The organism is Burkholderia sp. PAMC 26561 (genome assembly GCF_001557535.2).
In the GTDB taxonomy this organism is placed as follows: Bacteria; Pseudomonadota; Gammaproteobacteria; order Burkholderiales; family Burkholderiaceae; genus Caballeronia.
Window position 1 is genome coordinate 70,373 of sequence record NZ_CP014306.1, and the last position, 13,679, is coordinate 84,051.

At 59.7% G+C, this 13,679-nt stretch carries 16 protein-coding genes; 10 read left to right on the forward strand and 6 right to left on the reverse strand.

All coding sequences use genetic code 11. The features are described 5' to 3' along the window. Positions 1–109: 109 nt before the first annotated feature. The 5 genes from pssA to AXG89_RS00385 form a co-directional block, all read right to left on the reverse strand. Positions 110–976, reverse strand: a complete 867-nt coding sequence (gene pssA / locus AXG89_RS00365) for a CDP-diacylglycerol--serine O-phosphatidyltransferase (RefSeq protein WP_061999843.1) — start codon at positions 974–976, stop codon at positions 110–112. A gap of 43 nt (positions 977–1,019) precedes the next feature. Continuing rightward, a complete protein-coding gene (locus AXG89_RS00370) occupies positions 1,020–1,664 on the reverse strand; it encodes a phosphatidylserine decarboxylase (protein WP_060858501.1) in 645 nt (214 codons plus the stop codon). A 131-nt stretch (positions 1,665–1,795) separates the two neighbouring features. Next, positions 1,796–2,812, reverse strand: a complete 1,017-nt coding sequence (gene ilvC, locus AXG89_RS00375) for a ketol-acid reductoisomerase (protein WP_061999844.1) — start codon at positions 2,810–2,812, stop codon at positions 1,796–1,798. 77 nt (positions 2,813–2,889) lie between these two features. Continuing rightward, complete coding sequence (ilvN, locus tag AXG89_RS00380; RefSeq protein WP_047844600.1) at positions 2,890–3,381, reverse strand: acetolactate synthase small subunit; 492 nt, start codon at positions 3,379–3,381, stop codon at positions 2,890–2,892. A 111-nt stretch (positions 3,382–3,492) separates the two neighbouring features. After that, positions 3,493–5,256, reverse strand: a complete 1,764-nt coding sequence (locus tag AXG89_RS00385) for an acetolactate synthase 3 catalytic subunit (protein ID WP_062167097.1) — start codon at positions 5,254–5,256, stop codon at positions 3,493–3,495. Between the two features lie 384 nt (positions 5,257–5,640). Here AXG89_RS00385 and AXG89_RS00390 point away from each other — a divergent pair, with 384 nt between their 5' ends. Genes AXG89_RS00390 through AXG89_RS00405 form a run of 4 tightly spaced genes read left to right on the forward strand, consistent with a single transcriptional unit; the run spans position 5,641 to position 7,916 of the window. Further along, positions 5,641–6,204, forward strand: coding sequence for an RNA polymerase sigma factor (locus tag AXG89_RS00390; RefSeq protein ID WP_056354030.1), 564 nt, complete (start codon positions 5,641–5,643; stop codon positions 6,202–6,204). Next, positions 6,201–6,635, forward strand: coding sequence for a DUF3619 family protein (locus AXG89_RS00395; RefSeq protein ID WP_061999846.1), 435 nt, complete (start codon positions 6,201–6,203; stop codon positions 6,633–6,635). Before AXG89_RS00390 ends, AXG89_RS00395 begins: the two co-directional genes overlap by 4 nt. A gap of 18 nt (positions 6,636–6,653) precedes the next feature. Then, entirely contained in the window at positions 6,654–7,385 is a 732-nt protein-coding gene (locus AXG89_RS00400; protein WP_062167099.1) for a DUF3106 domain-containing protein, read from the forward strand. Between the two features lie 3 nt (positions 7,386–7,388). After that, positions 7,389–7,916 carry an RDD family protein gene (locus tag AXG89_RS00405; protein ID WP_062167101.1) on the forward strand — a complete coding sequence of 176 codons (528 nt, stop codon included), beginning with the start codon at positions 7,389–7,391 and terminating at the stop codon, positions 7,914–7,916. A 33-nt stretch (positions 7,917–7,949) separates the two neighbouring features. Here AXG89_RS00405 and AXG89_RS00410 read toward each other — a convergent pair whose 3' ends face one another. Then, complete coding sequence (locus tag AXG89_RS00410) at positions 7,950–8,699, reverse strand: class I SAM-dependent methyltransferase (protein ID WP_062167103.1); 750 nt, start codon at positions 8,697–8,699, stop codon at positions 7,950–7,952. Between the two features lie 203 nt (positions 8,700–8,902). On the opposite strand from AXG89_RS00410, the gene AXG89_RS00415 reads away from it, so the two are divergent. The 6 genes from AXG89_RS00415 to AXG89_RS00440 all read left to right on the forward strand — a co-directional run bounded on the left by AXG89_RS00415 (position 8,903) and on the right by AXG89_RS00440 (position 13,679). Continuing rightward, positions 8,903–9,847, forward strand: a complete 945-nt coding sequence (locus AXG89_RS00415; RefSeq protein WP_062167105.1) for a UDP-2,3-diacylglucosamine diphosphatase — start codon at positions 8,903–8,905, stop codon at positions 9,845–9,847. A gap of 28 nt (positions 9,848–9,875) precedes the next feature. Further along, on the forward strand, positions 9,876–10,907 hold the full coding sequence (locus AXG89_RS00420; RefSeq protein WP_062167106.1) for a glycosyltransferase family 4 protein: 1,032 nt from the start codon (positions 9,876–9,878) through the stop codon (positions 10,905–10,907). A gap of 88 nt (positions 10,908–10,995) precedes the next feature. Beyond that, positions 10,996–11,478, forward strand: a complete 483-nt coding sequence (locus AXG89_RS00425) for a diacylglycerol kinase (RefSeq protein WP_231941378.1) — start codon at positions 10,996–10,998, stop codon at positions 11,476–11,478. Between the two features lie 138 nt (positions 11,479–11,616). Next, positions 11,617–12,333 carry a TetR/AcrR family transcriptional regulator gene (locus AXG89_RS00430; protein ID WP_061999852.1) on the forward strand — a complete coding sequence of 239 codons (717 nt, stop codon included), beginning with the start codon at positions 11,617–11,619 and terminating at the stop codon, positions 12,331–12,333. Then, entirely contained in the window at positions 12,333–12,917 is a 585-nt protein-coding gene (locus AXG89_RS00435; RefSeq protein WP_062167110.1) for a TIGR00730 family Rossman fold protein, read from the forward strand. The genes AXG89_RS00430 and AXG89_RS00435 overlap by 1 nt, the downstream gene beginning before the upstream one ends. A 15-nt stretch (positions 12,918–12,932) precedes the next feature. Further along, a complete protein-coding gene (locus AXG89_RS00440) occupies positions 12,933–13,679 on the forward strand; it encodes an SDR family oxidoreductase (RefSeq protein ID WP_062167112.1) in 747 nt (248 codons plus the stop codon).

Below are 13,679 nucleotides of genomic sequence, written 5' to 3' on the forward strand. Positions count from 1 at the left end.
CAATTGGGCTTTCCGATCGGGGCGATTGGTGCCTGGTTCGGTGTTCAGTTCGACCTTCCTGCAGTCGAAAAAAACGCGCACCGGCTGTAAGGACCGATGCGCGTTGATATCAATGCGCTTTTTCCGATGACCGGGCCGGATTCGGCCGGCCTCGCAAACTCATGTATCCCCACCAGGCGTAGCCCGAAAAGCCGTAGAGAACGAAGAGTCCGAACAGCATCAACGGCGGATCGGACGATACCAGCACGAACGCCACAACCACCAGCAATACGCCGGCGAACGGGACGCGGAACCTGACATCCAGCGCCTTGCCGCTGTAGAACGGCGCGTTCGAGACCATCGTCACGCCTGCATAGATGGTCAGCGCGAATGCCACCCAGGGCAGCCAGACCAGCTTGAGCGGCACGCGGTTATCGGTGGCGAGCCACACGAAACCCGCGATCAACGCCGCCGCAGCCGGGCTCGGCAAGCCCTGGAAATAACGTTTGTCGACCACGCCGACGTTCGTATTGAAGCGCGCCAGACGCAAAGCCGCGCCCGAGCAATACACGAAAGCCGCGAGCCAGCCCCATCGGCCAAGATCCTTCAGGATCCATTCGTACATCACCAGCGCGGGCGCAACGCCGAACGACACCATGTCGGACAAGCTGTCGAACTGCTCGCCAAACGCGCTCTGCGTATGCGTCATGCGAGCGACACGGCCATCCATGCCGTCGAGCACCATGGCCACGAAGATCGCGATGGCGGCGATTTCGAAGCGCACGTTCATTGCCTGAACGACGGCGAAAAAACCGCAAAACAGCGCGGCGGTGGTGAATGCATTGGGCAGCAAGTAAATGCCGCGTTTTCTAAGGAACTGTTGCCGCTTCGCACGCCTCGTTTCGAGCACGCCGAGGTCCTGCGCCGATTTGTTGCGTCGAAACGCCCGCGGGGGTGTTGTCGTGCTTCGTGTCCGGCGCGGTTTGAGTGCCGCCATCGAGTCCTCCGTTGTGCAGCCTGGTTTTACCGCTTATCTATGCTTACTCTGCAAACTCGGCAAGAATCGTGGACGACGCCGATACCTTCTCCCCAATCGCCACGCGCGGACGGCTTCCAACCGGCAAATACACGTCGACACGCGATCCAAAACGGATAAAACCATAGCGCTGGCCACGATTGAGCGGCTCGCCCACGTGGACATAGCACAAAATGCGCCGCGCGATCAGGCCGGCGATCTGCACCGACGTCACCGTATGGCCCGCCGCGGTCTGGATCACGATGGCGTTACGTTCGTTCTCGGTCGATGCTTTGTCGACGGCCGCGTTCAGGTACGAACCCGGGAAATACTCGACCTTGCTGATCGCGCCATCCACCGGCGAGCGTTGCGAGTGGACATTGAACACGTTCATGAACACGCTGATCTTGAGCGCTTCGCGGTTTGCGTATGGGTCATGCGCCGTTTCCACAGCGACGATGCGGCCGTCCGCGGGGCACAGCACGGCATTCGCCTGAACCGGGATGGGGCGCGCGGGATCGCGGAAAAACTGCACGACGAAGATCGCAAGCAGCCAGAACGGCCAGGCAAACCCAAAGCCGCCGATGGCCTGGATCAACACGGCAATGACAACCGCAATGGCAATAAACGGCCAGCCTTCGCGCGCGATGATCGGATGTGGATAGTTCATGAACGAGTTCTATATTTTAGTAAAACCGTAGGATAGCAAAAGCCGTCCGGCGCCAAGCGACCCCGGACGGCTTTCGGTCTTCACTAAGACCGGCAAACAACACCGGTCGTTCAAGCGATATCAGGCAATATTTAGTTCTTCGACTGATCGACCAGCTTGTTTGCGGCAATCCACGGCATCATTGCGCGCAGTTTGGCGCCAACCGTTTCGATCTGGTGCTCGGCCGTGAGGCGGCGGCGCGATTGCAGCGTCGGCGCGCCCGCACGGTTTTCGATGATGAAGCTCTTCGCGTATTCACCCGTCTGGATGTCCGTGAGAACCTGCTTCATCGCTTTCTTCGTTTCAGCCGTCACGATCTTCGGACCCGTTACGTACTCACCGTATTCGGCGTTGTTCGAGATCGAGTAGTTCATGTTGGCGATACCGCCTTCATAGATCAGGTCGACGATCAGCTTCAGTTCGTGCAGGCATTCGAAGTAAGCCATTTCCGGCGCGTAGCCGGCTTCCACCAGCGTTTCGAAGCCGGCCTTGATCAGGTCGACCGTACCGCCGCACAGAACAGCCTGTTCGCCGAACAAGTCGGTTTCGGTTTCTTCGCGGAAATTCGTTTCGATGATACCGGCACGGCCGCCGCCGTTAGCCACCGCGTACGACAAGGCCACGTCGCGCGCCGAGCCCGACTTGTCTTGCGCCACTGCAATCAGGTGGGGAACGCCGCCGCCTTGTGCGTAGGTGCCGCGAACCGTGTGACCCGGCGCCTTCGGGGCGATCATGATCACGTCCAGATCGGCGCGCGGGATGACCTGGCCATAATGCACGTTGAAGCCGTGAGCGAATGCCAAAGCAGCGCCTTCCTTGGCGTTGTCGTGCACTTCGTTCTTGTAGACTTCAGCGATCTGCTCGTCCGGCAGCAGCATCATGACGACGTCTGCGCCCTTCACGGCTTCGGCCACTTCCTTGACCTTCAGTCCGGCCTTCTCAGCCTTGCTCCACGATGCGCCGTTCTTGCGCAGGCCGACCGTCACGTTCACGCCGCTGTCCTTCAGGTTCAGCGCGTGTGCATGGCCTTGCGAGCCATAGCCGATGATCGTGACCTGCTTGCCCTTGATGAGGGAGAGATCGGCGTCTTTGTCGTAGAAAACTTTCATGTCGGTTCCTTTGCCTTGAATAGATTCGTTGATTCGTTTAAGGGGTACTGATAACTGCGAGTTCGTTGCGGCGAGTCTCAAACCTTCAGAATGCGCTCGCCCCGGCCAATGCCAGAACTTCCGGTGCGCACGGTTTCGAGAATCGCCGTCGCATCAAGCCCCTGAATAAAGGCGTCGAGCTTGTCGCTCGCGCCTGTCAGTTCCATCGTGTAGCTTTTTTCGGTGACATCGATGATCCGGCCGCGGAAGATATCCGCCATCCGCTTCATCTCTTCCCGCTCCTTGCCGACTGCCCTTACCTTGATCAGCATCAGCTCGCGCTCGATGTGGGCGCCCTCTGTCAGGTCGACCACTTTCACCACCTCGATCAGGCGGTTCAGGTGCTTCGTGATCTGTTCGATCACGTCGTCCGAGCCAATGGAAACGATGGTCAGCCGCGACAGCGAACTGTCTTCGGTCGGCGCCACCGTCAAGGTCTCAATGTTGTAGCCGCGTGCGGAAAAGAGCCCGACGACACGCGATAACGCGCCCGGTTCGTTTTCCAGCAGCACGGAAATGATGTGTCTCATGATTTGCGTTCCCGATTAATCCAGTTGGATGGCGTGTTCTCGTCAGACCCGCGCGCAATCGAACGTCTTTTGTGAAGACGGGCGCGCGCGAATCCGCACAGGAAACAGCCGTTATAGATCTTCCGATCCGAGCAGCATTTCCGTGATGCCCTTGCCTGCCTGGACCATCGGAAAGACGTTTTCGGTGGGATCTGTCTGGAAGTCGAGGAATACCGTGCGATCCTTCAGGCGCAATGCTTCTTTCAACGCCGGTTCGACATCGCGCGTATGTTCGATGCGCATGCCTACATGGCCGTACGCTTCGGCGAGCTTCACGAAATCAGGCAGCGCGTCCATGTACGAACTGGAATAACGCTTCTTGTATTCGATCTGCTGCCACTGGCGAACCATGCCGAGATAGCGGTTGTTCAGCGAGATGATCTTGATCGGCGTGTTGTACTGCTTGCACGTCGACAATTCCTGGATGCACATCTGGATCGAGCCTTCGCCCGTGATGCACAGCACTTCGTCGTCCGGATGTGCCATCTTCACGCCCATGGCAGCCGGCAAACCGAAGCCCATGGTGCCGAGCCCGCCCGAGTTGATCCAGCGGCGCGGCTCGTTGAACCGGTAGAACTGCGCGGCCCACATCTGGTGCTGGCCCACGTCCGAACAGACGTACGCTTCGCCGCCGGTGAGCTCCCAGGCTTTTTCGACCACATATTGCGGCTTGATGATCTCGCTCTTGCGGTCGAACTTGAGGCAGTCCTTCGAACGCCATGCTTCGATGTCCTTCCACCAGTCGGCAAGCGCCGCGGTATCGGGGCCATGGTCGGCCGTCTGCAATTGCTCGATCAGTTCCTTCAGCACTTCCTTCACGTCGCCGACGATGGGGATATCGACCTTCACACGCTTGGAAATGGACGACGGATCGATGTCGATGTGAATGATCTTCTTCGCGTGCGACGCAAAATGCTCCGGATCGCCGATCACGCGGTCATCGAACCGCGCGCCGATCGCGATCAGCACGTCGCAATGCTGCATGGCCATGTTGGCTTCGTACGTGCCATGCATGCCGAGCATACCGAGGAACTGCTTCTTGTCCGCGCGATACCCGCCGAGACCCATCAGCGTGTTTGTGACCGGATAACCGAGCAGATCGGCGAACTGGTTCAGCTCGCGCGCCGCATTCGCCAGGATGATGCCGCCGCCGGTATAGATATACGGACGCTTGGCCGACAGCAAAAGCTGCACGGCCTTGCGGATCTGGCCCGAATGGCCTTTGGTGACCGGATTGTACGAACGCAGCGAGACGGATTTGACCGGCTCGTATTTGCACGGCGTCTTTGAAACGTCTTTCGGAATGTCGATCAGCACCGGGCCGGGACGGCCTGTGCGCGCGATATAAAACGCTTTCTTGATGGTGGAGGCCAGTTCACGCACGTCCTTCACGAGGAAGTTGTGCTTCACGCACGGGCGTGTGATGCCGACCGTGTCGCACTCCTGGAACGCATCCTGGCCAATTGCCGCAGTCGGAACCTGACCGCTGATGACGACGAGCGGAATGGAGTCCATGTAAGCCGTGGCGATACCGGTCACCGCGTTGGTGACGCCGGGGCCCGAGGTCACGAGGCACACGCCGACGTTGCCGGTGGAACGCGCATAGGCGTCGGCGGCATGAACCGCGGCCTGTTCGTGGCGCACGAGGATATGCTGGATCTGGTCCTGCTTGTACAACTCGTCGTAGATATAGAGTACCGAGCCGCCGGGATAGCCCCAAATGAACTCGACGTTCTCGTCAGCCAGCGCGCGCATGAGCACGGTGCCGCCAATGGATTGCGCTTCGAGTGGGGAAGTCGTATCCGACGTGGAGAATTCCGCGCTGGGCATATTCATACATTCACCTTTCGAATTTTCGGCAAAAAATTGATTGGGTGCTCTCTGCCGGGCTTATGGCTCGGGTTCAAGCGGCGCGTCTAAATGGGAAGCGGGCTTCTTGGGCTCGCCTCAAAGAGACAGTTCACTGATGATGCGAGTCGGAAACGATAGCCCGAGGCAATAAAGACAGTCAAGCAAAAACTTCTTGGACCCCAACCGGAATGCGCTGAAAAGGGGTGAAAAAAGGCTCGGAACTCTCCGAAATGATGCGGAAAAGTCTGCTTCTCGGGCCGCCGTCTGAGGCATTTCCTCGCTGTTCACCCAAAAGTTTGTTAGCATCCGCAGGTTTTTAACCTCTCACCAACCCTTATCGACGCACACTCGTTGCGCCGGGCCTCACGGATGGCATCAGACAAGGAACTCGCCGATTTTCTGGCGGGCGTCGAAAGACGCGCGTTCAAGCAGACGGTGTACACCGTACGTGACGACGACGCGGCGCTCGACATCGTTCAGGATGCGATGATCAAGCTCGCCGAAAAATACGGCGACCGCCCTCCGGCTGAATTGCCGCTTTTGTTTCAGCGTATCCTGCAAAATGCAACGCACGACTATTTCCGGCGCCAGAAGGTCAGGAATACGTGGGTGAGCCTGTTTTCGTCGTTCGGGAACGCAGACGACGACGAATTCGACCCCCTCGAAACCTTCGAATCGCAGGATGGCACGGTCGGTGCGGAGAGCAGCGAAAGCCGGCTCGAGCGCGAACAGGTGCTCAATCTGATCGACGCGGAAATCCAGAAATTGCCAGCACGTCAACGGGAAGCGTTTCTCATGCGTTACTGGGAGGATATGGATGTCGCCGAAACCGCCGCTGCAATGGGCTGCTCTGAGGGCAGCGTAAAAACGCATTGCTCGCGGGCCACGCATGCGCTGGCACACGCGCTGAAGGCGAAAGGAATCACGCTATGAGCAACGCTCTCGATCAGAAAGAAGCCGAATTCGCGCTGAAGGTACGCCGCGCGCTCGACGAAAGTATTACAACGCTACCTGCCGCGTCGCTCGACAAGCTCGCGGCGGCCCGGCGGACGGCGCTCGCCCGCAAGAAGCCGGAAAAAGTCGCAGTGCCGGTTTTTGCCCCGGCGCTCGCAGGTGCGGGCATGGCGCCAAGCCTCGGCGGCCCGGTTCCCGGTCCGTCAGGCAAACGCGGCCGCTTTTCGCGGTTGGCGCTTGCGTGGCCGTTGCTGGCGCTTGCGATCGGACTGGCGGGTATTGCTTATTGGGAAGATCAGCAGCGTACCGCCGAACTCGCCGATATCGACGCGGCCATGCTGAGCGACAACCTTCCGCTCGACGCCTATCTCGACCACGGTTTCAACGCGTACCTGACGCGTAATCATTAAGTCTGCAGGAGTTATCGGGTGAGTTACAAGCGCGGCCTCGCGATTGTCTTTGGATGCGCAATTGCGGGACTCGTCGCGTTTGCCGCCACCTATCCGCGATTCTACTCGGCCGCTTCCGCGGTTACCGTTGCTGCCGCGCCTTCCGGCGCGAGCGCGGCGGACGTGTTGTCCCCGCTTTCATCGCTCTCCCCCGACAGCCCTCTCGCCTGGAATCGGCTCACCGAAACCCAGCGAACCGCACTCGCGCCCTTTGCAAAACAATGGGATCAGTTCAGCGAAGAGCGCAAGCTGAAGTGGATGAAGATCGCGTCGCGGTATCCCAAGCTCTCGCCCGAAGGGCAAAAGCGCTTGCACGAGCGGATGGCCGAATGGGTCCGCATGACGCCGGACCAGCGCAAGGTCGCGCGGGAAAATTACCAGGTCTCCAAGTCCGTGCCGGTTGAAAAGCGCGAACGCGCCTGGGATGCGTATCAGAAGCTTCCCGAAGAGCAAAAGAAGAAATTGGCGGCAGCCGAGAAACCTCGCCGGCCGACCGTCGTCAGCGCGCCGCCCTCCGGAAAAACCGAAGTCAAGGACATCAACCGGCTGATTACCGGCCGGGACCACTGGCATGCGTCCGACGCTATGGGAGCAGACATCGGCACGCCTGCGTCTGTAGCGCCCGCCATTCCGAGTGCGGCCAGTTTTGTTCCCGCCACGCCGATTCCGGTTTCGCCTCAGCAGGCACCATCGATCTTCAACGGTTCCTGAGCCATGGTGAGTGCTTCCTTCGAGTCACTCGCCGCAGCCCCATTGGTCGCGCCCAAGTTGCGCCGCCGCCTCGCCACCATGGTCTACGAGGGCGTGATCCTCTTTGGGATCGTGTTCATCGCCGGATACCTGTTCAGCACGCTCACGCAGCAACGCAACGGACTCACCCATCACAACCTTTTGATGACGTGGATCGGGATCGTGCTCGCGATTTATTTCGTCTACTTCTGGACCCATGGCGGCCAGACGCTGCCCATGAAGACGTGGCGCCTTAAAGTGGTCGATGCCCGCGGCGCCAAGGTCTCGACGGCGCGCGCCGTGTTGCGGTTCGTTTTAGCCTGGTTATGGTTCTTGCCGCCGCTTGCGCTGCATCCGTTGCTCGGCTTGAGTGTGCCCGTCACGCTGTGTCTGTGCGCCGGGTGGATCGTGCTATGGGCAGCGGCCGTATGGCTTGATCCGTCGAGACAGTTCCTGCACGACCGGATGGCAGGCACGCGCGTGGTGGCTGTGTCGCCGACGGTCCCTGCTTGATCGATGGCCCGGCGCCTTCGTCCTTACTCCAAATCAACTCAGCCAGTCCGGATCATTGTTCAACGCCATATGCAGGTTGTCGTTGAAGTGATGCACACGAAAACCTTCCTGCGCGAATAACGTGTCCAGCGCGCGTCGCGTGTAAATGGTGATGTGGCCATTACGCGGCGCGATGTACCAGTGGTCCATACCGCGTGGCGGCACGTGATCGATGGTCAATGTCGAGAACAGCAGCACGCCGCGCGGACCCAGTAGCCCCAAGGCTTCCCGGACGGTCGCGACCGGCTCCGGTGTGTGTTCGAGCACTTCGAAAGCGCTGACGAAGTCGAAGGAATCGGAGGGCGGCGGCGCATCGGCCGCGTCCATCGGGTCCCAGCTCCGGGCGTCCAATCCACCTTTTCGTAACAGTCCCGCCAGCTTTCCATTCCCGCCGCCGTAGTCCAGGCATTTCAGGTCTTTGCCCTTCTTGACGAAATCAACAATGAAGGCGGCGTTACTGGCCGGCCGCGCAGCGACATAATCAGGGTCGATCAGCACGTAGTCGTCGTTATAGATGTGCTGCACGTATTCGGCCTTGCTCCAGTCGTCGAACGCTCGTGTGAAGACAAGACCGCATTCATTGCATCGGTGGTAATAGATCGGCACGCCCGTGAGCGGCAGATAGTGGCCGCGCGCTTCTTCACAACTCTTTTGAAAATCGGTGACACCGTAAAGAGGCGCCTGCGCGTTGCAGATCTTGCAAGTCGATACGCATTCGACGGGACGTACCGTTACGTTAAGCATTAGTTAGGATTCCGCTGGAAACCAGCGAGTATAGAGTCGAATGTCGCTCCATTAGGCGACCGCGTGCGCAGTTTTTACAGATCCTGCAATAGATGCAACAACTGTGTATCGGACACCCGATCAAAAAGAAGTTTTTGTGACTGTCATGGCACCGTCACGCTGGCATGGCGCAATGGGCTCACTGCAACCCGTTGCGCGTGCCCATGGCCACCAAATCGTCTGCGAGTAACCTCAGTGATCTGTTAGGCGTTACCCTCCGCGATGCAGAAGCCATTGCGTTTCGCACCGGCGCCGCGCCATCTGCACCACCCGAAACGACCGGCGCGAACCTCGCGCCACAAGGCACTTCACGTCTCGACGATGCCCCCGCCGACCATCGGTACCGCACCATCTGGCTCTCCGATATCCACCTCGGCTCCGGCGGCTGCCAGGCGAACTACCTGCTCGACTTTCTTCGCTACAACGACTCGGAATACCTGTATCTGGTCGGCGACATCATCGACGGATGGCAGCTTCGCAAAGGCTGGTTCTGGCCGCAGGCGCACAACGACGTGATTCAAAAGATCCTGCGCAAAGCCCGCAAAGGCACGCAGGTGGTCTACATCCCCGGCAATCACGACGAAGCCGCGCGCCAGTTCTGCGACCTTGCATTCGGCGATATCCACGTGCGCCAGGAAGCTTTCCACACCACGCTTGCCGGCAAGCGCTTGTGGATCGTTCACGGCGATCTCTTCGATGGCGTCATCCAGCACGCCAAGTGGCTCGCCTACCTGGGCGACACGCTCTACACGATCATCCTCTTGCTCAACCGCTGGTTCAATCGCGTGCGCAGCCGCTTCGGTTTCAACTACTGGTCGCTCTCGCAGTATCTCAAGCATCAGGTCAAGAACGCGGTCAATTTCATCTCGAAGTTCGAATCCGTGATGACCGATGAAGCCCGCCGGCGCGGCTGCGATGGCGTGGTCTGCGGGCACATTCACAAAGCGGAGATTCGCGATATAGACGGCGTTCTTTATTGCAACGACGGCGACTGGGTCGAGAGTCTGTCGGCGCTCGTCGAGACGTTCGAAGGCGAACTGAAGATCGTCTATTGGACCGTATTGCGCGCACCAGAACACCACGCACAAAAGGCCGGGGCAACCGCCTGAGCATTTCACTTAACCGAGAGGCCATCGAATGAAAATCATGATCGTGACCGATGCTTGGGAACCTCAAGTCAACGGCGTCGTGCGGACACTGAAGAGCACGAGCCGCGAACTGACGGCTTTGGGGCACCGCGTGGAGTTGCTGACGCCGCTCGAGTTCAAGACCATACCGTGCCCGACGTATCCCGAGATCCGGCTGTCCTTGCTGCCGCGCCGCCGGGTGGCGCAGCGCATCGAAGAATTTGCTCCCGATGCGCTGCATATCGCAACGGAAGGTCCGCTCGGCATGGCGGCGCGCGCCTTTGCCATACGCAACAAGCTGCCCTTCACGACCGCGTATCACACGCGCTTTCCTGAGTATGTACAGGCGCGTTTCGGCATTCCGCTTGGCGTGACGTACAAGTTCCTGCACTGGTTTCACAAGCCGTCGCAAGCGGTGATGGCGCCGACGCCCGTGGTGAAAACCGACCTCGAGAAGTTCGGTTTCACGAACGTCGTGCTGTGGACACGGGGCGTGGATCTGGATATCTTCCAGCCGATGGACTCGAAGGTTCTCAACACCACGCGCCCGATCTTCTTGTACGTGGGACGCGTGGCGGTCGAGAAGAACGTCGAGGCATTTCTGAAGCTCGACTTGCCCGGTTCGAAATGGGTGGCGGGCGAAGGTCCTGCGCTCGCCGAGCTAAAATCGCGCTATACCAACGTGAACTATCTCGGCGTGTTGTCGCAGGCTGAACTCGCGAAGGTGTATGCAGCGGCAGACGTCTTTGTGTTCCCGAGCCGCACGGACACCTTCGGGCTGGTGCTGCTCGAAGCCATGGCATGCGGCACGCCGGTGGCGGCGTATCCGGTGACGGGTCCTATCGATGTATTGGGAACAGATGGACCCGGCGCACTCGATGAAGACCTGCAGGAAGCCTGCCTGCGAGCGCTTAAAATAGAACGTGCCGATGCGCGCGCGTGGGCGGAAAAGTTTTCGTGGCGCGCGGCATCGGAGCAATTTGCTTCGCATCTGAAACCGCTCGGCACACGCGGCGCGACGCAGGAACAGGCCGCCGCGTAGAGAGGTAACGCGCAACGCCAACGCAACATCAACGCATCACCACCGAAGCCGCAATGTGAAAGCCAAACCTTCAGTACAAGCGGACTCATTGCTCTATGCTCATCGCGAACCCTTCGACCAGGAAGAGGACGCCGGCGAACCATTGAGCCCCGACGACATGCTTGCCCCGCTGCCCTTCAACCCTTACAAGGGCAATCGCGGCCTGACACGCGCCTGGCACGCGATGAAAAACTCGCTGAACGGCTTTCGTGTGGCGATCCGCGAGGAAAGCGCGTTCCGCCAGGAACTGACGCTCGCGGCCATTCTCTTGCCATGCGGGATTTTCGTGCCGGTTACGCCGGTCGAACGCGCGGTGTTGATGGCATCCGTGCTGCTGGTGTTGATGGTGGAGCTGCTTAATTCGAGCGTGGAAGCGGCCATCGACCGAATTTCGCTGGAGCGCCACGAACTGTCCAAACGCGCGAAAGACTTTGGCAGCGCGGCGGTGATGGTTGCATTGCTCGTGTGCCTGCTGACCTGGGGGCTGATAGTCGGCCCGCTTCTGTGGCAATGGACCCTAGCATTGTTTTAAGCCCGCGCCCGACTCCGACCCGTCCGGGAACCACCCGTTTATAATCGTCCGATATACAAGATAGCCTCCGGTTCCGGGGCTCGAAGCGCTGCCGTCCAGGCGACGCTCAGCCGGAGCCGGTCAACCAGGTCGGACGACATGGAAGCAAAACCTCCCCGCCGCACCCGTGAGCGCATTCTCGAACTGTCGCTGAAGCTCTTCAACGATATCGGGGAGCCGAACGTCACGACCACGACCATCGCGGAAGAGATGGAGATCAGCCCGGGCAATCTGTACTACCATTTCCGCAACAAAGACGACATCATCAACAGCATCTTCGCGCAGTTCGAGCAACTGATCGAAAAGCGGCTGCGATTTCCGGACGACCATCGTCCGACCATCGACGAAATGTGGTCTTACCTGCAGTACATGGCGGATTTCCTTTGGCAGTACCGTTTCCTGTACCGCGACCTGAACGACCTGCTCGCCCGTAACCGCACGCTCGAAACCCATTTCAAGCAGATCATCACGCACAAGGTCAACTTCGCGCAGCAGCTCTGTGACGCGCTTGTCACCGACGGCGAAATGGTCGCGACGCCCGCGGAAATCAAGGTGATCGCGACCAACATGGGGATCATCGCGACGTACTGGCTGTCGTATCAGTTCGTCATGAACCCGCGCAAATACAACGAGCAGGACACGATTCGCGCGGAATTGCATCAGGCAAGCCTGAATATCATCTCGGTGATGGCGCCGTATCTACGCGGCCGGTCACGGCAGATTTTCGATGACCTCGTGTCGGGGAAAATGCCTGAGCGCGTCTTTGCCGACTACCGCGCGCCGAAGGAAGACGGCGCGCCCAAGGAACCCCTCTAATGAAAGCAGTTTGCGTATATTGCGGCTCCTCGAACGGAGCCCGCCCGATCTATGCCGAAGCCGCCAAGGCGTTCGGCCGCGCATTGGTTGAAGCGGATCTCGCGCTGGTCTACGGCGGCGGGAGCGTGGGACTGATGGGCACGATTGCCGACGAAGTGCTCGCGCACGGCGGCCGCGCGATCGGTGTGATTCCCGAATTGCTGATGAACAAGGAAGTCGGCCATAAAGGGTTGACCGAATTGCACGTGGTGCCCGACATGCATCAGCGCAAGAAGAAAATGGCTGATCTGTCGGATGCGTTCGTATCGATGCCAGGTGGCGTCGGCACGTTCGAAGAGCTGTTCGAGGTTTATACGTGGGCGCAACTTCGATACCACGACAAGCCGGTCGCGCTCCTGAACATCGACAACTATTACGACCCGCTTCTTGCCATGTTGCGGCATACCGTAGAAGAAGGTTTCATGCGCGCACCGTTTCTCGACATGCTTCAGGTCGCGTCCGATCCGGTGAAGCTGATCGGCGCGCTCAAGGCTTATACGCCGCCGACGATCGATCGCTGGCCCGAGAAACGCGACGCTGTCTGAACGAGGACATTGAATATGTCGAAGGTTGTTTTGATCACGGGCGGCAGCCGCGGTATCGGGCGTTCTGCCGCATTGTTGTGCGCCGCTCGCGGCTGGTCTGTCGGCGTGAATTACGCGACGAACCGCGCCGCGGCCGATGACACCGTCACCCGCGTGCAGGCCGCGGGTGGCCGCGCAATCGCCATAGAAGGCGACGTGAGCGTGGAAGCCGATGTCATCGCCGTGTTCGATGCCATGGCGAAAGCCTTTGGCCCGATCGATGGCTTCGTGAACAATGCGGGGATCGTCGCACCGGGCTCGGCGCTGGCCGACATGGACGTGGACCGCATGAAACGCGTCTTCGATACCAATGTGCTCGGCGCCTACCTTTGCGCGCGTGAAGCGGCGCGGCGGATGTCGACAAAGCGCGGTGGTACTGGCGGGTCCATCGTCAATATTTCGTCAGCGGCGGCGCGGCTCGGATCGCCTAACGAATACGTGGATTACGCGGGCTCGAAAGGCGCCGTCGATACGCTGACCATCGGCCTTGCAAAGGAGCTTGGTCCGGAAGGCGTGCGCGTGAACGCCGTGCGCCCCGGCTTGATCGATACCGAGATTCACGCGAGTGGCGGCAAACCCGATCGCGCGGCGCAATTGGGCGCGCTGGCCCCGCTCGGCCGTCCCGGCACCGCCGATGAAGTCGCGGAATCGATCGTGTGGCTGTTGTCGGATGCGTCGTCTTATGTGACGGGCGCGTTGCTGGATGTAGCCGGCGGACGGTAG

Excerpts from the sequence above, each read along its gene's own strand:
- pssA (WP_061999843.1), bottom strand. The coding sequence starts at position 976 with ATGGCGGCACTCAAACCGCGCCGGACACGAAGCACGACAACACCCCCG.
- AXG89_RS00370 (WP_060858501.1), bottom strand. The coding sequence starts at position 1,664 with ATGAACTATCCACATCCGATCATCGCGCGCGAAGGCTGGCCGTTTATT.
- ilvC (WP_061999844.1), bottom strand. The coding sequence starts at position 2,812 with ATGAAAGTTTTCTACGACAAAGACGCCGATCTCTCCCTCATCAAGGGC.
- ilvN (WP_047844600.1), bottom strand. The coding sequence starts at position 3,381 with ATGAGACACATCATTTCCGTGCTGCTGGAAAACGAACCGGGCGCGTTA.
- AXG89_RS00385 (WP_062167097.1), bottom strand. The coding sequence starts at position 5,256 with ATGAATATGCCCAGCGCGGAATTCTCCACGTCGGATACGACTTCCCCA.
- AXG89_RS00390 (WP_056354030.1), top strand. The coding sequence starts at position 5,641 with ATGGCATCAGACAAGGAACTCGCCGATTTTCTGGCGGGCGTCGAAAGA.
- AXG89_RS00395 (WP_061999846.1), top strand. The coding sequence starts at position 6,201 with ATGAGCAACGCTCTCGATCAGAAAGAAGCCGAATTCGCGCTGAAGGTA.
- AXG89_RS00405 (WP_062167101.1), top strand. The coding sequence starts at position 7,389 with ATGGTGAGTGCTTCCTTCGAGTCACTCGCCGCAGCCCCATTGGTCGCG.
- AXG89_RS00410 (WP_062167103.1), bottom strand. The coding sequence starts at position 8,699 with ATGCTTAACGTAACGGTACGTCCCGTCGAATGCGTATCGACTTGCAAG.
- AXG89_RS00415 (WP_062167105.1), top strand. The coding sequence starts at position 8,903 with ATGGCCACCAAATCGTCTGCGAGTAACCTCAGTGATCTGTTAGGCGTT.
- AXG89_RS00420 (WP_062167106.1), top strand. The coding sequence starts at position 9,876 with ATGAAAATCATGATCGTGACCGATGCTTGGGAACCTCAAGTCAACGGC.
- AXG89_RS00430 (WP_061999852.1), top strand. The coding sequence starts at position 11,617 with ATGGAAGCAAAACCTCCCCGCCGCACCCGTGAGCGCATTCTCGAACTG.
- AXG89_RS00435 (WP_062167110.1), top strand. The coding sequence starts at position 12,333 with ATGAAAGCAGTTTGCGTATATTGCGGCTCCTCGAACGGAGCCCGCCCG.
- AXG89_RS00440 (WP_062167112.1), top strand. The coding sequence starts at position 12,933 with ATGTCGAAGGTTGTTTTGATCACGGGCGGCAGCCGCGGTATCGGGCGT.